General features: G+C 70.4%; 17 protein-coding genes. 5 read left to right on the top strand and 12 right to left on the bottom strand.

Features of this window, described 5'->3' with window-relative positions; genetic code table 11:
- Positions 1-212 precede the first annotated feature (212 nt).
- The 4 genes from ACIRQ7_RS10255 to ACIRQ7_RS10240 all read right to left on the bottom strand — a co-directional run bounded on the left by ACIRQ7_RS10255 (position 213) and on the right by ACIRQ7_RS10240 (position 4862).
- The gene (locus tag ACIRQ7_RS10255) at positions 213-1460 is read right to left on the bottom strand and encodes a glycosyl hydrolase (RefSeq protein WP_404262282.1); all 1248 of its coding nucleotides are present in this window, start codon (positions 1458-1460) and stop codon (positions 213-215) included.
- A 189-nt stretch (positions 1461-1649) separates the two neighbouring features.
- The gene (locus ACIRQ7_RS10250) at positions 1650-2471 is read right to left on the bottom strand and encodes a carbohydrate ABC transporter permease (RefSeq protein ID WP_404262281.1); all 822 of its coding nucleotides are present in this window, start codon (positions 2469-2471) and stop codon (positions 1650-1652) included.
- A gap of 134 nt (positions 2472-2605) precedes the next feature.
- Positions 2606-3559: a carbohydrate ABC transporter permease gene (locus ACIRQ7_RS10245; protein WP_404261462.1), complete on the bottom strand. Its 954-nt coding sequence runs from the start codon at positions 3557-3559 to the stop codon at positions 2606-2608.
- A 10-nt stretch (positions 3560-3569) separates the two neighbouring features.
- Positions 3570-4862: an ABC transporter substrate-binding protein gene (locus ACIRQ7_RS10240; RefSeq protein WP_404261461.1), complete on the bottom strand. Its 1293-nt coding sequence runs from the start codon at positions 4860-4862 to the stop codon at positions 3570-3572.
- A 456-nt stretch (positions 4863-5318) separates the two neighbouring features.
- Here ACIRQ7_RS10240 and ACIRQ7_RS10235 point away from each other — a divergent pair, with 456 nt between their 5' ends.
- From ACIRQ7_RS10235 to ACIRQ7_RS10220, 4 genes are all read left to right on the top strand, one after another.
- Positions 5319-6443 (top strand): LacI family DNA-binding transcriptional regulator, encoded by a 1125-nt coding sequence (locus ACIRQ7_RS10235; protein WP_404261459.1) that lies wholly within the window; start codon positions 5319-5321, stop codon positions 6441-6443.
- Between the two features lie 54 nt (positions 6444-6497).
- Positions 6498-7130 carry a hypothetical protein gene (locus ACIRQ7_RS10230; RefSeq protein WP_404261458.1) on the top strand — a complete coding sequence of 211 codons (633 nt, stop codon included), beginning with the start codon at positions 6498-6500 and terminating at the stop codon, positions 7128-7130.
- Between the two features lie 440 nt (positions 7131-7570).
- The gene (locus tag ACIRQ7_RS10225; protein WP_404261457.1) at positions 7571-8326 is read left to right on the top strand and encodes an alpha/beta fold hydrolase; all 756 of its coding nucleotides are present in this window, start codon (positions 7571-7573) and stop codon (positions 8324-8326) included.
- Between the two features lie 102 nt (positions 8327-8428).
- Entirely contained in the window at positions 8429-9991 is a 1563-nt protein-coding gene (locus ACIRQ7_RS10220) for an SDR family oxidoreductase (RefSeq protein WP_404261455.1), read from the top strand.
- A gap of 227 nt (positions 9992-10218) precedes the next feature.
- On the opposite strand, the gene ACIRQ7_RS10215 is transcribed toward ACIRQ7_RS10220, so the two are convergent.
- From ACIRQ7_RS10215 to ACIRQ7_RS10200, 4 genes are all read right to left on the bottom strand, one after another.
- Positions 10219-13506 carry a GH92 family glycosyl hydrolase gene (locus ACIRQ7_RS10215; RefSeq protein ID WP_404261454.1) on the bottom strand — a complete coding sequence of 1096 codons (3288 nt, stop codon included), beginning with the start codon at positions 13504-13506 and terminating at the stop codon, positions 10219-10221.
- Between the two features lie 221 nt (positions 13507-13727).
- Complete coding sequence (locus tag ACIRQ7_RS10210; protein WP_401477002.1) at positions 13728-14183, bottom strand: spore-associated protein A; 456 nt, start codon at positions 14181-14183, stop codon at positions 13728-13730.
- Positions 14184-14524: 341 nt separating this feature from the next.
- The gene (locus tag ACIRQ7_RS10205) at positions 14525-15379 is read right to left on the bottom strand and encodes a lysozyme (RefSeq protein ID WP_404261453.1); all 855 of its coding nucleotides are present in this window, start codon (positions 15377-15379) and stop codon (positions 14525-14527) included.
- 347 nt (positions 15380-15726) lie between these two features.
- Positions 15727-16398 (bottom strand): transglycosylase SLT domain-containing protein, encoded by a 672-nt coding sequence (locus ACIRQ7_RS10200; RefSeq protein WP_401477008.1) that lies wholly within the window; start codon positions 16396-16398, stop codon positions 15727-15729.
- A gap of 664 nt (positions 16399-17062) precedes the next feature.
- Here ACIRQ7_RS10200 and ACIRQ7_RS10195 point away from each other — a divergent pair.
- Positions 17063-17302, top strand: coding sequence for a hypothetical protein (locus ACIRQ7_RS10195; RefSeq protein WP_404261451.1), 240 nt, complete (start codon positions 17063-17065; stop codon positions 17300-17302).
- 121 nt (positions 17303-17423) lie between these two features.
- Here the strand turns inward: ACIRQ7_RS10195 and ACIRQ7_RS10190 are convergent, their stop codons facing one another.
- The 4 genes from ACIRQ7_RS10190 to ACIRQ7_RS10175 all read right to left on the bottom strand — a co-directional run bounded on the left by ACIRQ7_RS10190 (position 17424) and on the right by ACIRQ7_RS10175 (position 20770).
- On the bottom strand, positions 17424-18104 hold the full coding sequence (locus tag ACIRQ7_RS10190) for a transglycosylase SLT domain-containing protein (protein ID WP_404261449.1): 681 nt from the start codon (positions 18102-18104) through the stop codon (positions 17424-17426).
- A 484-nt stretch (positions 18105-18588) separates the two neighbouring features.
- Positions 18589-19437: an SRPBCC family protein gene (locus ACIRQ7_RS10185; RefSeq protein ID WP_404261447.1), complete on the bottom strand. Its 849-nt coding sequence runs from the start codon at positions 19435-19437 to the stop codon at positions 18589-18591.
- Entirely contained in the window at positions 19434-19751 is a 318-nt protein-coding gene (locus ACIRQ7_RS10180; protein ID WP_401477021.1) for an ArsR/SmtB family transcription factor, read from the bottom strand. Before ACIRQ7_RS10180 ends, ACIRQ7_RS10185 begins: the two co-directional genes overlap by 4 nt.
- A gap of 119 nt (positions 19752-19870) precedes the next feature.
- Complete coding sequence (locus tag ACIRQ7_RS10175) at positions 19871-20770, bottom strand: alpha/beta fold hydrolase (protein WP_404261445.1); 900 nt, start codon at positions 20768-20770, stop codon at positions 19871-19873.
- Between the last annotated feature and the right edge of the window lie 80 nt (positions 20771-20850).

Here is a 20850-nt window from a genome sequence, read left to right as displayed (position 1 = left end):
ACGGCGGCGGCACTGTTCCCGAGGGCCGGGACGAGCAGGGCGTCGGCGCCCGCCCCGGCCGGCCTCACACGGCGGCGGGAGGGCGCGAGGGGCGGTTGCCGGGTCATGGGTACTCCGTGGAGTGTCGGGCGGGGGCGGCTGACGATGACTGGCTGCCGGGCATCGGTTGGGCCGTGGCCCCGGGGGAGGGGTGCATCCGGCGTGCGGCGTCCTCAGACCGGAGCGCGGACCTCCTCCGGTGTGCGGACATCCGTGATCCCACGGGCCGTCAAATGTGCTGTATCAGAAGCCAGTTCGGCCAGAACGAGGGATGGGCGGGCGCCCTGTGCGGTGAGTTCCGCCCAGGCCTCGAAGACCGGGCCGCCGGGCGCGCATACGGAGCGGCGAGGCGCGGTCCCGGCCGGACCGGCGTCGACGACCAGCGCGGTGCTCCGCACCGGAGGCCGATGGGTGCGGCCGCCCCACTCCCCGGCCAGGGCGGCGATCGCCTGCCCGGCGGGCTTGACCCTGCGGTCGTTGTCCAGCAGCCCCAGGCCGTACTCCAGCTCGGGGAAGTCCGCCAGAGACCGTGACACGTCATGGGAGCACCACCAGGTGACACCCCAGAGGTCCGGGCAGTCCAGCGCGTTGACGACGGTGGCCTCGGTGAAGTGGGCCGCCCGGTCCTCGGGGATGTGCGGAGCGGGCGCGCCGACCTCCTGGAGCCACACCGGGCGGTGCGGGTCGACCGCCCAGGCCTTGGACAGCTCGATCAGATACGCGGCGTGGTGCTCGGTGGCGACGCCGGCCGGGCCGTGCCGCTGCGCCGTGCCGTTGAAGACCCAGGAGTGCACCGCCGTCAGGGCACCCTGCCGGGCGGCCTGGGCGGGGGTGAAGGGATGGCCGTCGCGGTACCAGGCGGCGTCGTACTCGGCATGCAGATGCATCCGCCCCGGCGCACCCCGCTCGCAGGCGGCCAGCATCCGCTCCAGCCACGCCGCGGCCTGCGTGTCGTCGATACGGTCCGGGTCCGGGTGCGGGCCGTCCGAGAACTGGTTGATCTCGTTGCCGAGCGTCATCCCGAGGAAGTTCGGCCGGTCGGCCAGCGCCGCCGCCAGCGTCCGCAGATATTCCTCCTGGCCGGCGAGCACGTCGGGGTCGGTGAAGAGGTTGCGGCGGTGCCAGGTCCGGGTCCAGGCCGGCAGGAAGTCGAAGCTGGACAGGTGCCCCTGCAGCCCGTCGACATTGACGTCCAGACCGCGGTCGGCGGCGGCATCGGCCAGGTACACCAGCTGCTCGACGGCGCGCGGCCGGATCAGGGTGCGGTTGGGCTGGAAGAGCGGCCAGAGCGGGAAGACCCGGATGTGGTCGAGGCCGAGTGCGGCGATGGAGTCGAGATCGGCGCGTACCGCGTCCGGGTCGAAGTCCAGCCAGTGATGGAACCACCCCTGGGCGGGTGTGTAGTTGACACCGAAGCGCAGCGGGCCCGGGGTGCGGCCGGCGGGGGCGTGAGCTCGGGCGTCGGCGTCGGCGTCGGTGTCCGGGGCGGGCGGCGGGGGCACGGGCATGGCGTGGCGCTCCTTGGCGTGCGGAGACGGGCGGGGCGGCGGGGGTGGGTGAGGGCACGGGTGGCGCAGGGGGCGGACGGGAGGGCGGCCACGGGGCCGGCATCAGCCCTTGACGGCGCCTTCGCCCACGCCCCGGAAGAAGAACCGCTGCAGACACGCGAACATCACGATCAGCGGCAGGACCGCGATGATGGTGCCGGCCGCGACCAGCCGCTGATTGTTGGCGAACGTGCCGTGCAGGAAGTTCAGCCCGATGGTCAGGGTGAACTTCGACTGGTCGCTCAGCACGATCAACGGCCACAGGAAGTCGTCCCAGGCCCCCATGAAGGCGAAGATCGCGACGACGGCGAGGGTGCCCTTGACGGACGGCAGCGCGATCCGGGCGAACCGCTGCCAGGCGTTGGCGCCGTCGACGTACGCCGCCTCCTCGACCTCGTACGGCAGAGCCGCGAAAGCATTGCGCATCAGCAGCACATTCATCGCACCGATGCAGCCGGGCAGCAGCACGCCGATGAGGGTGTTGTTGAGCTGGAGGTCCCGCATCGTCACGAACTGGGCGATCATGATGCTCTCCACCGGCACCAGCATCGCCATGATGAAGACGACAAGTGCGCTCTTGCGGCCCCTGAAGGGCAGCCGGGCCAGCGCATATCCGGCCAGCGCCGCGCCGACACAGTTCGTCAGCACATTCGTGGTGGCGACCTTGAGGGAATTCAGCGCGAAATCCCAGACCGGGATGATGTCCGCCACGCCCGCGTAGTTGTCGAGGGTGGCGTGCCGCGGAACGAGGCTCGGCGGATAGCGGTAGATGTCCTCGCCCGCCCCCTTGAGGGACGTGGACAGCTGCCACAGGAACGGCCCGACAGTCAGCGCCAGCACCGCGAGCAGCAGCAGATAACGCAGCACCACCTGCCATGCGGGCATCCGGCGCCCCGGGGTGCGGCTGCCGCGGGCCACCCGTCCGGGACGGCGCCGGCCGACGCGTTCGGCAGGGCCCGGGGCGGGCCGCTCACGCGAGGGGCGCGCCCGCCCGGTCCGCTCCGGGCCGGTCGTGGTGCTCATACGTCCTCCTTACGGTTGGCGCGCAACACCAGCAGCATCAGGCCGAGGGTGATGACGAAGACCACGACGGACAGCGCCGAGGCGTAACCGACCCGGCCGCTGAGGCCGGTGCCCACTTGCTGGACGAGCATCACCAAGGTGGTGTCCTCGCCGCCGGGGCCGCCGGTCGGGCCCGCCATCAGATAGACCTCGGAGAACACCTTGAACGCGCCGACCGAGGAGAGGGCTGCGACCAGCACCATCGTCGGGCGCATCGCCGGCACGGTGACGGTCAGGAACCGGCGCACCGCGCCCGCCCCGTCGACCGCGCATGCCTCGTGCAGCTCCCCGGGGACGTTGGCCAGCGCCGCCAGATAAATGATCATGTAGTAGCCGAGGCCCTTCCAGACCGTGACCGCCATCGCGCTGAGCAGCAGCAGCCACGGATCGCTGAGAAAGCCGACGGTGCCGAAACCGACGGCTTCCAGCACCGCGTTGATCAGCCCGCGGTCGTCCAGCAGCCAGACCCAGATCAGCCCGACCACGACGACCGAGGCGACGACCGGGGTGTAGAACGCGGCGCGGAAGAACCCGATCCCGGGGAGGTGGCGCTGTACGAGCATGGCCAGCAGCAGCGGCAGGATCACCAGGAGCGGCACCACGCCCAGGACGTAGAGCAGGCTGTTGCGCAGCCCCGTCCAGAACATCGCGTCGTGGATCAGTTCCTGGTAATTGGCGCCGCCGACGTACTGCCCTTCGGTGAGCGTGCGCGCGTCGGTGAAGGAGTTCACCACGGTGCGCAGGAACGGGTAGAGGCTGAATCCGGCGACGATCAGCAGCCCGGGGGCCAGGAACAGCCAAGGGCTGGACGGCAGATGGGTACGGATCCCGGGCCCGCGTCGGCGCCACACGGGTCCGCCGGCCGGACCCGTGCGGATCTGGCGCGGGCCGGACGCTTCTCCTACGGTCATGGTGGGTGCCTCAGCCGGTCTTGAGCAGCCGGTTGCAGTCCGCGACTGCGCCGTCGAGCGCCGCTTTCGGTGTCTGCTTGCCCTGCACGGCCTTGGCGACGGCATTGCGCAGCAGCGTCTTCATCTGGTCGCTGAGCAGCACCGGCGTGTAATTCACCGCATCCTGCAGGGACTTGGCCGAGGACACCCGGACGCGGGTCGCGTCGGTGCCGTCCTCCTTGGTGAAGTACGGATCGTCCAGCGACCCCTTGGTGCTGGGGAAGATCGTGACCTTCTTGGCGAACGCCATCTGGTTCTTCTTGTCGGTGACGAAGTGCGCGAACGCGACGGCCGCCGGCTTGACCTTGCTCTGCGCATTCACCATCAGGCCCTGGACATACATATTGGCCTTGCCGGTGTTGTTGACCGCGTCCGTGATGCCGATGTTCTTGTAGAGGCTCGGCGCCTCCTTCCGGAACGTCTCCAGATCCAGCGCGCTCCCCGGATTCATGGCCACCGACTGCTGCTGGAACTTACGGCCGGAGGACTCGGCCTTCGCCGTGAGCGCCTGGGAGTCCAGCGCCCCGGCCTCGTACAACTCCTTGTAGTGCCGGAGGAGTTCGACGCCCTTGGATTCGTTGAAGGTGAACTCGGTCCCCTGCGCGTTCATCAGCCGTACGCCGTAGCGTCCGAAGTCCTCGATCGACGGCGTGCTCGCGAGCATCGCCGTCTTCCGGTCGCCCTTCTTCGCCATGGTGAGGGCGTCCTCGAAGAGCCGGTCGTAGGTCGTCGGCGGCTTCTCCGGATCCAGACCGGCCTTCTTGAAGAGCGCCTTGTTGTAGAACATCGGCCCGGTGTTCAGATACCACGGGAAGGCGTAAACGCCCTCCATCCCCGGCATCTCATTGCTTTTCCAGGCCCCTTCCAGATACTCGCCGCGGTATTTCCCGGCAGCCTTTTCCAGATTCAGCGCGAGCCCGGCCTTCGCCAGCGGATAAGCGAGGTCGGGGGACACATTGATGACGTCGGGCAGCGTTCCGCCGGCGGCATCGGCGCTGAGCTTCTCCGGATATCCCTCGGCGGGCTGGTCCACCCACTTGACCTTCGCATCCGGATACTTCTTCTCGAAGTCGTCGATGACGCCTTCGAAGTAGTCCTTGAAATTGGCCTTGAGATTCCAGGTCTGGAAGGTCACCTGGCCCTCGACCTTCCCGGAGGCGCTGTCGGATCCGCCGGCGCCTTGGGAGGCCCCGCATGCGGTGAGCGCGAGTGCCGAGGTGACCAGCGCGGAGGTGGCGGCTGCTGCTCGGCGGGATATACGCATGACTGGCGGGCTCCTTTGCTCGGACCAGGAACATGTCGAAGGTGCGGTGCCTGCCGTGGGGGGCGTTCGGACCCAGGGGAGACCAGGCCGCGTGGGACGGCAGGCGTGCGGGGTGTTCGGGCCGTTGCGGAAAAGGCCCTTCGTTCCCTTTACGGGGCCCGTGAGAAGCCCATACGGGGTCTGTTGCGGGGCCTCGGCTGACGATGCGGGTGACGCTACTAATGCGTTTTAGTAGGTGTCAATACCTCGACCGCCCATTCTTGACTTGAGGTCGCCTTCGGCGTGGTTGACCTGCTGCGATACGGCATTGTGCGGCCGCATGGGGCGTCGGTTCGGGATTCCGTCGAAACCTGACGGGGAGGCCTGGTCACGTGACGATTGACAGGCGTGACCGGGCTGATCAGACTGAGCGTACTAATGCGGTTTAGCCCGCAGTCCGCACAAGGAGAGCACGCCATGACAGCGCCCGGTGAGGCCGCCCGCCGCAAGCCGGCGCGGCGACCCACGATCAAGGACATCGCCCGCCGGGCAGGGGTGTCGGAGAGCGCCGTCTCCTTCGCGCTCAACGACCGGCCGGGCGTCTCCCAGGACACCCGTGCCCGCGTGCGACAGGTCGCCGAGGAACTCGGCTGGCAGGCCAACAGCGCCGCCCGCGCACTCTCCGGCGAACGCGCGGGCTGCGCGGGCCTGGTGCTCGCCCGCCCCGCGCAGACCCTGGGAGTGGAGTCCTTCTTCCTCCAACTCGTCTCCGGCATCCAGGAGGTGCTGTCCGCACGGAAGACCGCGCTGCTCTTCCAGGTGGTGGAGGACCTCGACGCCGAATGCGCGCTCTACCGGCGCTGGTGGGCCGAACGCCGGGTGGACGGCGTCCTCGTCGTCGACCCCCGCACCGACGACCCCCGGCCCGAACTCCTCGCCTCCCTCGGCCTGCCCGCGGTCGCCATCGGCGGACTCGCCGCCCCTGACCAGGCCGCGCCCACGGACCGGCGGACCCCCGAACCCACCGCCACCGCCCACCCGTTGCTCTCCACCGTCTGGGCCGACGACTCCAAGGCCATGGCCCAGGCCCTCGACCACCTCTACGGGCTCGGACACCGCCGAATCGTGCACGTCGCGGGGATGCCCGGACTCGCCCACACCGAGCGCCGGATCCGTTCGCTGCGCGCCGAAGCCGGTCAACGCGGGCTCGACGCACGGCAGGTCCGCTCGGTGACCACCGACTACTCGGACGCCGAAGGGGCCGAGGCCACCCGCCGCATCCTCGACGCCGCCGAACCCCCCACGGCGATCATCTACGACAACGACGTGATGGCCGTCGCCGGCGCCTCCGTCGCGGCCGGCCGCGGCATCCCCGTACCCGGCGGGCTCTCGATCGTCGCCTGGGACGACTCGGCGCTGTGCCGGGTCACCCACCCCCGGCTGACCGCGCTCGCCCGCGACACCCCCGGCTTCGGCAGGCTCGCCGCGCAGGAGCTTCTCGCCGTTCTCGACGGCGGACCGCTGCGCACCGTGCAGGGCGAACTGCCGCACCTGGAGGCGCGGGAGAGCACGGGGGCGCCGACAGGGCTCACCGACCCCTGAGGGCAGGTCTCGCCCGGTGGGAGCTGCGGGAACCGGAAGTGATGGGATGGGCCCGTGCAAGCAACGCCACCCCACTCGCCGTCCCACCCTGCTCAATTCCCGCCCGATCAGGCCGGATTCGCCCACCCCGGACATGACCAAGCCGGATACGACCGGCCCGGACACGCCGAGGCCGGGCCGCCGTCACCGGCCTTCGCCCCGTATTGGCAGCCGCTGCCCCCTCGCTCCCGTACGGAGATGCTGCTGCGCTTCACCGGAACGGCCGTCCACTTCCCGTTGCAGGCCCTGGTCTTCCTCGTGGTGTTCGCCCTCACCATGGTCTTCGCCATGGCGATGGAGATCGTCTGTGCGGTGCTGTGGTTCCTGGAGAAACCCGTCACGGACCTGATGGGCCACCTCATGGCCCCGTTCCTGGTACGCCCCCGATGGTGGGTCAACTGGAACGAGCTGCGCCACGAGAACGACCCGGAGTTCCACCGCCGCCGGGTCGACAAGCGCCTCGCCAAGACGAAGCCCGCCGTCACCGGCACCCGCGTCCCCTTCCACCAGTACCGGGCCCTCGGCGTCGGCGGATTGCTGGACTGCGCGGCGCAGCGCGGCTGGAGCCTCGACGAAGCGATGACGAGGCACCCGCACGCCGCGGTGCACCTGACCCGGCCGAAGCCGAACGGTCCCCAGACGTCCTGACACCAGGAGGTGCCTGACCTGAGGAAATGTCGCGGGCCCGCACGAGGCCGCGCCCTGTCCCCCGGGACCCGTTCCGAGCACCGAATCCCGCGTACCCGGCACATTCCCCTCCCGGCCGGCCAATCCGCGGACCCGGCGGTTCCGAATGAACGGGGGAGGGCGCCACCGACGGGGCGACCTCAGAAAGGGCCGCCGGGCAGGATCGGGCCGACGTACGCCGTCCGGAAACGGGTCCCCGACCCCGACCCCGATCCCGATGCCCATGCCGACCCTGCCGGTGACCGAGGCGGACCGGGGTTGACGAGGACAGCGGCTGACGAGGACCGGGGGTGATGCGGACCGAGGCTGACGAGGACCGGGGTGGGCGACGAAGGATGCGTGAGGTTGGTGCGTGAGGATGGCTTCGTGCGTGAGGACGGTGGCGAAGGGTGAGGAGCGCGATGACGGGTGAGGTGCCGAACGGCGAGCGGCAGGACCCCACCGAGCCGCGGCGCCTCTCGCTCAGCCGTGCCCCCGCCGCCCCGCACGCGGCCGTACTGCTGTTGCACGGTGGCCGGGCGGACGGCCTGGACGCACCGACGCGCTGGAATCTGCCGCGCCGCCGGATGGCGCCGTTCGCGCGGTCGATAGCCCGCGCCACCCGCACCGAAGGGGTGGCGCTCGGCTCCGTGCGCTACCGCGTGCGCGGCTGGAACGGCCCCCGCGCCGACGCCGCCGCGGACGCGCGGTATGCCCTCGACGACCTGGCGGCGCTCCTCGGCGAGGTCCCCGTGGTCCTGGTCGGCCACTCGATGGGCGGCCGGGCCGCCCTGCACGTCGCCGGTCACCCCCTGGTCCGCGGGGTGGTCGGGCTGGCGCCGTGGTGCCCCGACGAGGAACCGGTGACACACTTGGCTGGCAGGCGCATCGTGCTGCTGCACGGCGACCGGGATCGCGTCACCGACCCGGGAGCCACCGCCCGTTTCGCCGCCAGGGCGGGGGCCGCGGGAGCCGAGGCGTACACACTGACCATGCCCGGCGGCGATCACGCCATGCTGCGCGGGGCGGGTGCCTGGCACGACCTGACCACCCGCTGCGTCAGCGGCCTGCTGGGCCTCGGGCCACTCCCCGAAGCCGTCACCCGCACCCCGGCCCACCCCGACCCCCACTCCGTCCACAACGACGCGGCAGACGCACCGCCACCGGCCGCGACGTAAAGCTCAGCGATCACGGTCATTGATCACGGTCATTCACCGCCAGGCACCGCGGCCCACGGCCATATACGCCATCCGTGACGCCGCCCGGAGGAGGCAGACACCATGCCGATGTCCGACGCCCCCGGACAGGACCCCCCGACGCCCCTGCGCGCCCTGGTCACCGGCGCCACCGGCTACATCGGCGGCCGCCTGGCCCCTGAGCTGCTCGCCGCCGGATACGACGTACGCGCGCTGGCCCGGTCACCGGAGAAGCTGCGCGACCACCCGTGGGCGGCGCGTACGGAGGTGGTGCGCGGGGACGTCACCGACGCGGACTCGGTGCGCAAGGCGATGACGGACGTCGATATCGCCTACTACCTGGTGCACGCGCTGGGCACCGGCGGGGACTTCGAGGAGACCGACCGCCGGGCCGCGCAGATCTTCGCCTCGCAGGCCCGCGCCGCCGGAGTGCGCCGGATCGTCTACCTCGGCGGTCTGACCCCCGAGGGCGTGCCCGACCACGAACTCTCACCGCACCTCCGCTCCCGCGCCGAGGTGGCGGACATCCTGCTGGCATCCGGGGTCCCCACCGCCGTGCTCCGCGCGGCCGTCATCATCGGCTCCGGCTCCGCCTCGTTCGAGATGCTGCGCTACCTCACCGAGCGGCTGCCCGTCATGGTGACGCCGAGCTGGGTCCGCACCCGGATCCAGCCGATCGCCGTACGGGACGTGCTCCGCTATCTGGTGGGCTGCGCCGCCCTGCCCGACGAGGTCAGCAGGGCCTTCGACGTCGGCGGACCCGACGTCCTCACTTACCGCGACATGATGCAGCGCTATGCGCGCGTGGCCGGTCTGCCCGAGCGGCTCATCTTCCCCGTACCGGTGCTCACGCCCGGCCTCTCCAGCCTCTGGGTCGGACTCGTCACCCCCGTACCCGCGTCCCTCGCCCGCCCGTTGGCCGAATCGCTGCGGCACGAAGTCGTCTGCCGGGAACACGACATCACCCGCTACGTACCGGACCCCGACCCGCCGGGCCGGCCCATCGCCTTCGACGACGCGCTGGAACTCGCACTGCGACGGGTGCAGGACGCCGAGGTGACGACCCGCTGGTCCAACGCCTCCGTGCCCGGCGCACCGAGCGATCCCCTGCCCACCGACCCGGACTGGTCCGGCGGCAGCCTCTACACCGACCGCCGCGCACGGGCCGTCGATGCGGCCCCCGACGCCCTGTGGCGCGTCGTGGAGGGCATCGGAGGCGACAACGGCTGGTACTCCTTCCCGCTGGCCTGGGCGGTACGCGGCTGGCTCGACCGCATGGTGGGCGGCGTCGGCCTGCGCCGCGGCAGACGGGACGCGGGACGGCTGCGGGTCGGTGACTCGCTCGACTTCTGGCGCGTCGAGGAAGTCGTACCGGGCCGGCTGCTGCGTCTGCGCGCCGAGATGCGGCTGCCCGGCCTGGCCTGGCTGGAGTTGACCGTCGGCCGCGGCAAGGACGGCCGCACCCTCTACGCCCAGCGGGCCCTTTTCCACCCCCACGGCCTGACCGGCCACGCCTACTGGTGGGCCATCTCGCCCTTCCACGCAACGGTGTTCGGCGGCATGGCCCGCAATATCGCGGCCGCCGCCGAGAAATCCGCGCACGCCACACCGGGCTCCGGCGGTCCGGACCACGACCCGGCACGCTAGGCCCCCGCGTGCAACCGCGCCCCGGCGGCGCGTGGGCCATGCCGGGTGCATGACGAACGGGGACGTGCGCGAAGCGGCGGTCGTGGTGGGCGCCGGACCGAACGGGCTGGCCGCCGCGCCCCCCCCGCTGACCCGCAAGCGCATCGACCCGCCGCCGCACCGAGCCCCGATCCCGGTGCGGCGGCCACCCGCATGCCGTATTCCGCACACCCGCTACGGCGAACGCCTCACGACAGGCCCACGGCGAAGACATGCAGGGCGGAGTCCTTCGGGAGGGTCACCGAGGCGATCCGCTTGCCGTCCGGCACGGTGAAGGGGCGGGTGGCGAACACCTCGGCGGCCGCCCCCTTGCCCGCGTCCTCATTGCTGTAGACCGTCCGCGCCACCACCGTGTTGCCGAACACGGGACCGCCTCCGTCCCCGTCACCCGCCGACCGCCAGTCGCCGAACGAGAGATCGGCCGAAGCCGTGGACCCGTCGGTGAAGGTCACCTGCGCGGTGCCGTGCCGGTCGCCCTTGGCGGACGCGCCGATGAAGGTCAGCCGGTCGCTGTGCGCCGCCCGGTCGCCGAGGTCGAGCCGTTGGCCCGCTGCGACGGCGTTGTTGTCCCGGCCGGGAGGCGAGGCGGGCCAGCCGAACGACGTGCCCGCGGCCTCGACCCGGGCTCCGTCCTTGAGCCCTGCCGCGGCCAACGCCTGTCGGGAGTAGCTGTTGCCCTGTCCGTCGAAGTCGGCCTGGCGCCGGTCGGAGTCGTACGACGCGCCCGCGTTGTCGTACGCCGCGGGCAGACCGTCCGCCGCGGCGACGAGCACGATCGCCGAGGCGTGCACGGCTGCGCTGCCGGGGCCGCCGGTGACCGTCACCGGCACGTCGTAGTAGCCCTCGGCGGTGTGCGCGTCCGCGGTCACCGCGAGCGCCAACGCCCCTTTCCCGGTGGCCTTGTCCAGGTGCAGGGAACCCCGTCGCGGGGTGACCTTCAACCCCTTCGGGGCATCGGCGGACACGGTCAACTCGCGTTCCTTGCCGCCGAGTCGCTGCCCATCGACGGTCAATGTCGCGGCCTTGCCGCCCGGTTCGACCGTGACCTGGTTCGGAGTGGCGCTCGCCAGGAAGGCGTGTTCGCCCTCCCGGTACGAGGGCGGCACGGAGCCGGCCGAGGTCGCCCAGCCGGTGTCCGGGCGGTCGGAGAGTGAGAAGTCCAGCCGTCCACCGGTGCGGACGATCTCACGGGGGAGCGACGTCTTCTCCCACCCGTGGCCGTCCAGCCGCAGCCCGTGCACGTACGGCGCCCCGGCCGACGCCTGCGGAGCGCGGATGTCGAGGTCCCCGCCGGGCAGATCCAGCACCGCACGGGTGAACAACGGGCTGTGCACGGCGAGATCGGAGGTGCCGGGCGTGGACGGGTAGAGGCCGAGGGCCGCCCAGACGTACCAGGAGGACATCGCGCCCAGGTCGTCGTTCCCGGGCTGCCCGTCCGGCGTCGGGGAGAACAACGTGGTGGCGATCCTGCGTACGGTCTCCTGGGTCTTCCACGGCTGCCGCAGATGGTTGTAGACCCACGGGACGCCGAAGTTGACCTCATTGCCGGCCCACATGGTGGGCTTGTTCGGGCCGGAGTTGAGATCGCCGGCGAAGAAGGTGTCCAGCTTCTCGGCGGTCGCCGCGCGCCCGCCCATGGCCGCGATCAGCCCGGCGGTGTTCTGCGGCACCAGCCAGTTGTACTGGGCGGCGTTGCCCTCGTCGAAGCCGTCCTGGCCGAACTTCCCCTCCGGCGGCGGGACGAACGCGGGCCCGTCCGGGAAACGGCCGTCCTCGCCGCGTGGCTGGAGGTAGCCGGTGGCGGGGTTGAGGATGTTCTGCCAGTTCTGGCCGCGTTTGGCGAAGGTCCGCGCGGTGCCCCGGTCGCCGGCGGCCTGCGCCAGCTGCCCGATGGCGAAGTCGTCGATCGCCCATTCCAGCGTCACCGACCCGCCGACCCGCTGGTGGTCACCGCGGGACGCGTCGTTGTTCGGCGCGTAGCCACGCCGGACGTACTGGGCGATATCCGGCCGCTCCTTGTACGCGCCCGGTGTGTCATCGACCTTCGTGGCGCCCTTGACCAGGTACTTCAGGGCGGTCTTGAGGTCGAAGCGGGTCGCGCCGAAGGCATGCAGGTTGGCGATGAGCGGGACGGAGTTGTCGCCCGTCATCTGCCCCGTGTAGCCGTTGGCCATCGGCCAGCGGGGCCACCACCCGCCCTGCTGCGCGTCGTTGACCAGCGACTGCGCCATATCGCTCGCCCGGTCCGGGAAGAGCAGCGCATGCAGCGGGGCCAGCGTCCGGTAGGTGTCCCAGTCGGAGAAGTTGGCGTACTGGGTGCGGCCCGCGGGCAGCGTGCGGATCCGGTCGTCGAAACCGATGTAGCGCCCGTCGGCGTCATTGAAGGTGTTGGGATGCATCAGCGAGTGGTAGAGCGCGGTGTAGAACGTCTTCAGCTCGCCCTTGTCGCGCCCCGCGACCCGGATGCCGCGCAGTGCCTCACGCCAGCGCTCCCTGGTCTCCTTCGCCAGCGCGCCGAGGTCCCAACCCGGCACCTCCGTACGCATATTGGCCTCTGCGCCCGGCACGTCCACATACGACATGGAGATCTTGGCGCGCACCGTACGACCGGCGCCGCTGCCGGTGTCGAAGGACAGATACGTCCCCGCCTTGGGCGCGTCCACGGCGTCGCTGCCGGGAGTGACGGTCTTCCCGTCCCAGGTGCCGTGCGCGGCGAACGGCCGGTCGAAGGTGATCGCGTAGTGCAGGGTGTACGAGTTGCCCTTGCCGCAGAAGTTGCCGGTGGTCGCCGAGCCGGTCAGCCGGCGGTCGCCGACCACCTTCATGTCGGCCTTCGTGTTGCCGGCGAAGCTTGCACCACCCTTGACCAGCACCTTTGCGTCACTGCCCGCGGGATAGGTGAAGGCGGCCAGGCCGGTGCGGGTATCGGCCGCCAGCTCGGCGCGGACACCGGAGTCCTTGAGCGTCACGCCGTACCGTCCTGGCTCGGCCGTCTCCTCCTTGTGCGAGAAGCTCTCCGTACGGTCCCAGGGTGCATCGCCGAGCGCTCCCGTCACGGGCAGGATCGGTACATCGCCGAAGGCGCTGCAGCCGACCGAGGCGTGATCGAGGCTGAATCCCCGGATGCGGTCGCTGTGGTACTGGTAGCCCGCGTAGGAGTTTTTGGTGTCGGGGGAGAACTGCATCATCCCGAACGGGGCCGCGGTACCGGGGAAGTTGTTGATCTCCCCGACCGTCGCGCCGCCCTTGCCGGTGCCGATGAGCGGGTCGACATACGCGGTCGGGTCGGCGACCAGGGGAGTCTCTCCCGCTTCCGCGGCATGGCCTCCCGCTTCGGCGGGCGCTTCAGGCGATCCCTGCGTCCCGGCCGATGCTGACAACGTTGTCGAGATGGCTTGGGCCGAGGTGGCGGCGCCAAGGACCAGCGCCGCGGCCGCGCAGGCGGCGAGGGCGGCACGGGATCTGCGTGGAGTCACGCGAACCCTCCGAAGATCGTGAGCGGTTGACCGGTACACCTTCGGGGCTGCGGTCGTCGCCAGTCAAGATGCTTGCGGGGGCGGATGGTTCACGATCCGGGGCGCGGCAGGCCGGCCGCAGGGTCCCGATCTCGGGTGCGCCGGAGGTCGAAAGCGGCAGGGGAACGCGGCAGGGCGGGCCCCCGGGAATCACCCCCGGGAACCCGCCTCCTTGCTGCACATCAGTGGTGCGTCACGACTCCCGCGGCAAGGCGACCGCAATTCGAGCCGGAAACGCTGACACTGACGGACTCGATGGTGCCGCCCCAGTCCACACACAGGCCCTTACCGGCCAGATAAACCGGTCCGGCGTACGAACGGTATTCACCGCTGTCGTATACCGGGTCGGCGCTGCCGTCGCTCGGCGCGAGATAGGTGAACATGTAGACGGGATTACCCGGGCTGTTCCGCACGGTCACGACACAGTTCTTCCCGGACTTCGCGTTGTACGTAAGGAATACCGTCCCCTTTCCGGTGACCGGTACGGAATTCACCACGCTGTAGCCGGTGCCGCAGGCTCCGTTGTACGTGGCGGTCGCGGCCGCCGGGGCGGCGGACGCGGTGGTGGCCGTGGCCATGGTGGCAATGCCGGCCACAGCCAGCACCGCGGATCCTGCGATGGCACGAGAACGCTTCATGGGAATACCCCCGTTGGGTCATGGGCGCCGCTAGGTCATTTCGCAGCGTTAGACACCGACCGGACGGAGATGGTTGTACCGCCTGCCGGCGCACTTTCCGCCGGCCTTCGAACAGCGGGGGCTCGTTAACCTCGAACACCCGCCATTCCGACGGGAGTTTCCCCACCTCAGCGCGAATTCCGACCGAATCGAACGGTGTTGGCGAAGCCCCCTGAAAGATCAGGAAATCGATGCCGCGGGAGAGGCGGCGGAGGGGCGTGGGCCGTCGGGGGCGCATACGGAACGGCCGGTTCCCGGCGCCTCCTTCGGCGCCGGGAACCGGCCGTTCGACGTTCTGCGGCTCAGCCGTTGGCGAGCGCCTTGAGGCGGCTGTACGCACCGTTGAAGCGGTTGCGGTCACCGACGGTCTGACCTGTGGCGGTGTGCTGCCAGATGGTGTGCAGCTTCCAGCCGGCCGGCAGCGAGCCGACGGAGGAGCCGTACCGCGGGATCCACAGCGGGTTCGTCTTGCCGAACTTGCTCGAATTGCCGGTGCACTGCTTCCACCAGCTGGTCGAGGTGTAGATCACCGCATCACGCCCGGTCTTGTCCCGGTAGGTCTTGAAGAAGTCCGCGATCCAGTCGACCATCCCCGAGGCGCTCTTGCCATAGCAGGTGGCGCCGTACGGGTTGTACTCCATGTCGAGCGCGCCGGGCAGCGTCTTGCCGTCCTGGGACCAGCCGCCACCGCGCTTCACGAAGTACTTGGCCTGCGAGGCTCCGCTGGAGTGGTCCGGCAGCGCGAAGTGGTACGAGCCGCGGATCATGCCGGCGGAGTGCGAGCCGGTGTACTGCTGCGTGAAGTAGGGGTTCTTGTAGCTGGTCCCCTCGGTGGCCTTGACGTAGGCGAAGCGCACCCCGGTCTCCCGCAACGCCTTCCAGCCGACGTTGCCGTTGTGGCTGGAGACGTCCACACCGGAAACGGTCTTGGATGTCGCCTGCGGCACGGTGCCACCGGCGCGGTCGACGCCTTCGTGCGCGGCGATGGTGGAGCCCATCCAGTCCTGCTCGGGGTGGGCCGGTTGCTTCCCCGTATCCGCCGCCCCAGCGGTACCGGGCAGCGCGAGGGGCAGAGCGAGCACGGAGAAGAGAGTGACGAGCGTTCCGGCCGCGTGAGGGACTGTGCGGCGGGCCGGACCGGATCTGCGCAAGGGCATCGCGTGCCTCCGAGGGCCTCGGTTGGTCGGGTCAGCAGCTTTTAAGCAGAATTCTGCCGATAAGAAGACTTATATGCTGAATCGGCCGTCTTCATGACCCAACAGGCCGTCGGTCCGCCGTCCGGTCGGCCCATCTCACCCGACTGGCCGTCACATACGGCTCGCCGGACCGGCTCCGGACAACGGATCGGCGCTCTGGCCGACCGGTCCGCACGCACGCGAAAAGCGGGCCCCGGCCATTGCCGGGACCCGCTTCGCCGCGCGGCGGCGTACGCGCCGATCCGCCGCCGCGCTCACTGCCTGCACACACTGTTCCGGCCGGGTGGGCCGGTGAGTGGTGGGGTGGCTCAGTAGGCGGAGTCGACGTTGTCGATCGAGCCGTATCGGTCGGCCGCGTAGTTGGCGGCGGCGGTGATGTTGGCGATCGGGTCGGTGAGCTTCTTGGGGGTGCCTGCGACGTGGTAGGTGTCGAAGGTGGGCTGGATCACCTGGAGGAGGCCCTTGGAGGGGATGCCGTTGATGGCGTTGATGTCCCAGTTGTTGACGGCGTTGGGGTTGCCGCTGGACTCGCGCATGATGTTGCGGTGCAGGCCCTCGTAGCTGCCGGGGATGCCCTTGGCCTTCATGATGTCGAGGGACTGGCGGATCCAGCCGTCCAGGTTGTTCTTGTACTGCTTCGGCTGGGCGGCCTTGCGCTCGGTGGAGCGGTTGGCGGCCTGCTTGGCGGCGTGGTCCTTCTTGTCGACCGGGGCGGCCTTTATGTGGTCGGCGACGGACTTGACCGTCGCGCCGTCGCCCTTGGCCTCGCCGGCCTTGGCCTTCGCGGTGGCGGGCAGGCCGTTGGCGCTGACGGGCTTGACCGCGCTGGGCGCGTGCTCCGATGCCTGGGCCGTGCCGGGGGCCGCGGTCATGGCCAGGGCGGTGGTGGCGCCTGCGGCGACCAGAACGGCGGTGGCGACCTTGTGGGTCCGGGTGATGCGGTGGGTGCGAACACGGCTGGGCAGGGTGAAGCTGAGCATGCGGAGTGACCTCTTCCAGGTACGGGGAACGGGGAGGCGGCCTTCGGCGGCGCGTGAGGAACCGAGGGTCATGGCCGCGTTTCGCCGTCCGGGCGGAAGTCGCAGGCTCGTTCTCGGTGCGTCTCCAACATGGTTAACGCGGGCCCCGGATGGTGGCAAAGATGCCTTGTACTACCCCTCTTCGTGAGATGCACGGAGATGCCCGAAGTTGTCGGACTTTCCGGGGGCACCTCGGGGCGCTGTTCCCGGCGTTCTCCTCGGCGAAGGGCCGGGACATCCTTCGACTAGGCGCACTCGTACGTGACGTACGCCCTGTGCCCGGCATCACCTGGCGGGGCCTCGGAGCACCCTCGGAAAGGGGCTCCAAGTTGCTTGGCTCACAGGCGTATGACGTCGCGCCGGAGCGCCCCGGACCGCGAAAAGAGCTCCGCGGCGTACCGGCGTTCCGCTGGGAGACGCCGGTACGCGGCTCCATCGGCCACTCGCCCGTTCGGGACGCCCGATACGGCGATATGACGATCGTGCTGGGCCGTTCGCACCAGCGTCCGGGCTTGTCGCGTGGCTGCGTGCCTGCCGGTCCCCGAAGGTGAGATCCACACGCAGTAAGCCAGCGCAGTCATTTCACCGAAGTCACTCACCGTAGGGGTAGGACATGCTTCGTCGTATGGCCATCGTTCTCACCGGCGTTGTCGCCTCGGGGCTCCTCGCCACGGGTGCCGCAACTGCCGCCCCCGTGGACGATCCGCATCACGTCACCGTCACGACGCACAAGGTCACCACGCACAAGGTCACCGTCAAGAAACATCGCCTCACCGCCAAGGAAAAGGCGGGTCTCCGCATCGCCCATGACGTGCTCGGCTCGCTCTTCGGCGGTGTCGAGCTGACGCTGGGCGGCGGCCGCTGACGTCAGCTCCCACGGCGGCTCTGACGTCACCTCGGCAGCGCCGAAACACGGCGAGGCAACAGCAATGGCCCTGCCCGCGAGATGCGGGCAGGGCCATTGCTGTTGCCAGGAGCGTGGTGGCTCAGTAGGCGGAGTCGACGTTGTCGATCGAGCCGTATCGGTCGGCCGCGTAGTTGGCGGCGGCGGTGATGTTGGCGATCGGGTCGGTGAGCTTCTTGGGGGTGCCTGCGACGTGGTAGGTGTCGAAGGTGGGCTGGATCACCTGGAGGAGGCCCTTGGAGGGGATGCCGTTGATGGCGTTGATGTCCCAGTTGTTGACGGCGTTGGGGTTGCCGCTGGACTCGCGCATGATGTTGCGGTGCAGGCCCTCGTAGCTGCCGGGGATGCCCTTGGCCTTCATGATGTCGAGGGACTGGCGGATCCAGCCGTCCAGGTTGTTCTTGTACTTCGGGGCCTTGGGCGCAGCCTTCGGCGCGGCTATCGCCTTGCGCTCGGTGGAGCGGTTGGCGGCCTGCTGGGCGGTGTGGCCCTGCTTGTCGACGGCGGTGACCTTGAGGCTGTCCGCCAGGGACGCGGGGCGCGCGTTCTTGTCGCTCTTCGCCTCGGCGGCCTTCGCCTTCGCGGCGGGCTGGCCGTTGGCGCTGACCGGCTTGACCGTGGCCGGCGCGGCGGAGGGGGCGGCGCTGCTCGTACCGGCGGTGATCGCCACGGCGGCGGTGCAGCCGGCGGCGGCCACCAACGCCGCGGAGATCTTGTGGGTGCGGGTGACGCGGACGGTGCGGAGCTGGGTGAAGCTGGGCATGCGGAGTGACCTCTTCCAGGTGCTGGGTGGCGGGGGAGGCGGCCTTCGGCGGCGCGTGTGGGGCGTGGGGTCCGAGGGTCGTTGCCGCGCTCGCCGCTCTGGCTGAGGTCGCTGGCTCGTTCTCGGTGCTTCCGGGAAACATGGTTAACGCGGGCACCGGATGGTGGCAAAGATGCCTTGTACTACTTCTCTTCGTGAGATGAGGCGAAATGCCCGATGTGAAGGCCGTGTACTACGGCACGCGCCCGAAATGACATCGACTAGGCCCGTTCGTACGTGACGTGGGTCCTGTGCCCGGCATCACCCGGCGAGGGCTTCGGAGCCACTTCCCGGACGCCGCAAAGTTGTCCGGCTCACACCCCGAGGGCTGTCCTTCGCAGAAAGAAGAGTGCGCCTCCCGCATACATGCGGGAGGCGCACTCCGGTCCGCCCGCGGGCCGCAGCCCGCCGCGGTTCTCGGCTCCGTTCGTCGATGGGGGAGGTGTCAGGCCTCCAGAAGCCGCGCCGCGAGATGGTCGATACGGGCATGCCAGGCGGCCAGGGCGGTGTCCGCATCGAAGGCGTGCGGTCCGGTCTGGGTGAGCACGAGGCGGGCGCCATGGCCGGTGCCGGCGCCCAGCTCCCAGCGGACCGTCCCCTCCGGATGCCAGCGGTACGCGAGGAGAGTGGGCGCCCGCACCTCCAGGACGGGCCCGGCCGGGACCTTCTCGGCGGTGAAGCCTCGGGGTGCCTCTTCGCCGGGCACCGGCTCGTCGCCCGAGGTCAGCGCGGCCCAGACGGCCGCGGCGGGGCGTACGAGCTGCCGCTCGAAGCGGATGCGCGGGCCGTCCGCCGTGTGCTCGACGGTGCCGCGGCCGAGATCGAACTGATCGAGGTAGGCCTCGTGCAGCTCGCCCGTATCGGGATCCACGGCCGTCGGCTCGCCGTCCAGCAGCTGCGACAGGGCGGTGATGCACAGGTGCCAGCCGGAGGCGAAGCTGGCGCTGCCGAAGCGATCGCCGAAGGTGTGCACCAACGTCAGCAGGGAGCCGTCCCCATCAGGGGCGATCTCCCAGCTCAGATGGTCCTCGCCCCAGGTGAAGGCGAACAGCCGGGGCTCGTCGACGTCGGTGACCCGGCCCGTCATCGGCAGGCCGGTCACGCCCGGCATGGTGAAGGTCATCGCCCCTCCGGGCTCCAGCTCGACGCTGACGTCGGAGGGGAACCACTGCCCGATCTGTGCCGGGTCGGTGATCGCGGACCAGACCTTCCGGGGCGGATGCGCGAGCCGTCGCTCCATCCGCAGTGCGGTCCGGCCGTCGGCGGTGGTGAGGGTGTCGGAGTGCGGGTTCATCGCGGGTCGTCCTCCATGGCGTCGAGATGCCGTTCGAGAGCGTCGAGGCTGTTGGCCCACAGATGTCGGTAGTGGGCGAGCCAGGCGTCGAGCTCTGCCAGGGGCTCGGGCCGCAGCTCGTACCAGCGTCGTTGCGCGTCCTGCCGGACCCGGACGAGCCCGGCCTCGCGGAGCACCCGCAGATGCTTGGAGGTGCCGGGCTGGCTCAGGCCCAGCTGCTCCGTGAGCTCGCCGACCAGGTGCGGGCGCTCCAGGAGCAGGTCGAGGATCTTCCGCCGGCTCGGTTCCGCGAGGACGTCGAACGGTATGGGCATATCCCCAGCATGCTCTACCGGCTATATAACCGCAAGGGAATGTAGGCCCGCCGGGCCACGCGCACGCTTCCCTGCGCAGAGGCCCGCACCTCCCTCTGCGCCCGCGGCTGCGTCCCCGTCTACGCGTACGCCGGGTCGGTCGCAGGTTCCCCCTCGCGCGCGACCGGTGTGAGGCAGGGGGCCGAGCTCAGCGGGCCGTCGGTGAAGAAACGGGCCGCCAAGTCGGCGACGTCTTGCGGGCGTTCGAGCACCACCCAGTGATCGGCGTCGGGAATGGTCAGGAATCGGCTGCCCGCGATGCTGGTGGCGAAGTCGCGCTGCCGGGGCGGCGCGGTCACCGTGTCGTGCTCACCGCTGAAGACCAGGGTCGGCACGCCGGTCAGTCCGCCGGAGAAGTCCGGGCGGTCGGACAGACCGCGGCGCAGCGAGTCGGCGGTGTGCGGCGAGTGCCGGGCGGCGTGCGCCAGTGAGCGGCGGACGTAGCGGAAGGCGAGCCGCCGGCGCGTCACGAAACGGTCCTCGTCGAGGCACATCAGACCCTCGGCGACCAGCCTGGCGAAGGTTTCCACCTCGCCGCGCGCGAGGTGGTCGGCGGCCAGCCGCCAGTACTCCAGCTGTGCGGCGCTGACGTGTGCCGGTACGCCGCCGAGGGCGAGGCGCGCGATGCGTCCGGGGAACCGCTGGGCGCAGCTGAAGGCGAGGCCCGCGCCGTAGGAGAAGCCGAACAGATTGATCTGCGGCACGTCCAGGTCGTCGATGATGCGCTCGATCGCGGTACACAGGATGTCGATGCTGGGCCCCGGCGGAAGCGGGTCGGCGCTGCCCATGCCGGGCAGGTCGGCGGTGACCACATCCGCCACCGGCCCGAGGTGGTCCTCCATCTGCGGCCAGCCGAACATTCCCTGCAGGGCGCCGCCCAGGACCATGACGGGCTCGGTGATCCGGTCCGGCTGCCGCAACAGCCGGTAGGAATAGGGCACCCCGCTCACCGACAAGGAGCGGATCGTTTCCTCGGACATGGCTGTGACTTTTCCTTATCGGGGGGACCGAGGCCGGCAGGAGCGGGCGGCGCCGGTGCGGCGGCCGGCCCCGGCCGTCA

Source organism: Streptomyces sp. NPDC101393 (assembly GCF_044767385.1).
Classification (GTDB): Bacteria; Actinomycetota; Actinomycetes; order Streptomycetales; family Streptomycetaceae; genus Streptomyces.
The sequence above is the reverse complement of the archived record's forward strand: the minus strand, read 5'-3'. Positions and strand labels throughout refer to the sequence as shown.

What these genes read in the sequence shown, in the direction of transcription:
- ACIRQ7_RS10250 (WP_404262281.1), bottom strand. Translation starts at nt 2,471, where the DNA reads ATGCCCGCATGGCAGGTGGTGCTGCGTTATCTGCTGCTGCTCGCGGTG.
- ACIRQ7_RS10205 (WP_404261453.1), bottom strand. Translation starts at nt 15,379, where the DNA reads ATGCCCTTGCGCAGATCCGGTCCGGCCCGCCGCACAGTCCCTCACGCG.
- ACIRQ7_RS10235 (WP_404261459.1), top strand. Translation starts at nt 5,319, where the DNA reads ATGACAGCGCCCGGTGAGGCCGCCCGCCGCAAGCCGGCGCGGCGACCC.
- ACIRQ7_RS10185 (WP_404261447.1), bottom strand. Translation starts at nt 19,437, where the DNA reads ATGAACCCGCACTCCGACACCCTCACCACCGCCGACGGCCGGACCGCA.
- ACIRQ7_RS10190 (WP_404261449.1), bottom strand. Translation starts at nt 18,104, where the DNA reads ATGCCCAGCTTCACCCAGCTCCGCACCGTCCGCGTCACCCGCACCCAC.
- ACIRQ7_RS10225 (WP_404261457.1), top strand. Translation starts at nt 7,571, where the DNA reads ATGACGGGTGAGGTGCCGAACGGCGAGCGGCAGGACCCCACCGAGCCG.
- ACIRQ7_RS10240 (WP_404261461.1), bottom strand. Translation starts at nt 4,862, where the DNA reads ATGCGTATATCCCGCCGAGCAGCAGCCGCCACCTCCGCGCTGGTCACC.
- ACIRQ7_RS10210 (WP_401477002.1), bottom strand. Translation starts at nt 14,183, where the DNA reads ATGAAGCGTTCTCGTGCCATCGCAGGATCCGCGGTGCTGGCTGTGGCC.
- ACIRQ7_RS10220 (WP_404261455.1), top strand. Translation starts at nt 8,429, where the DNA reads ATGCCGATGTCCGACGCCCCCGGACAGGACCCCCCGACGCCCCTGCGC.
- ACIRQ7_RS10245 (WP_404261462.1), bottom strand. Translation starts at nt 3,559, where the DNA reads ATGACCGTAGGAGAAGCGTCCGGCCCGCGCCAGATCCGCACGGGTCCG.
- ACIRQ7_RS10195 (WP_404261451.1), top strand. Translation starts at nt 17,063, where the DNA reads ATGGCCATCGTTCTCACCGGCGTTGTCGCCTCGGGGCTCCTCGCCACG.
- ACIRQ7_RS10180 (WP_401477021.1), bottom strand. Translation starts at nt 19,751, where the DNA reads ATGCCCATACCGTTCGACGTCCTCGCGGAACCGAGCCGGCGGAAGATC.
- ACIRQ7_RS10200 (WP_401477008.1), bottom strand. Translation starts at nt 16,398, where the DNA reads ATGCTCAGCTTCACCCTGCCCAGCCGTGTTCGCACCCACCGCATCACC.
- ACIRQ7_RS10175 (WP_404261445.1), bottom strand. Translation starts at nt 20,770, where the DNA reads ATGTCCGAGGAAACGATCCGCTCCTTGTCGGTGAGCGGGGTGCCCTAT.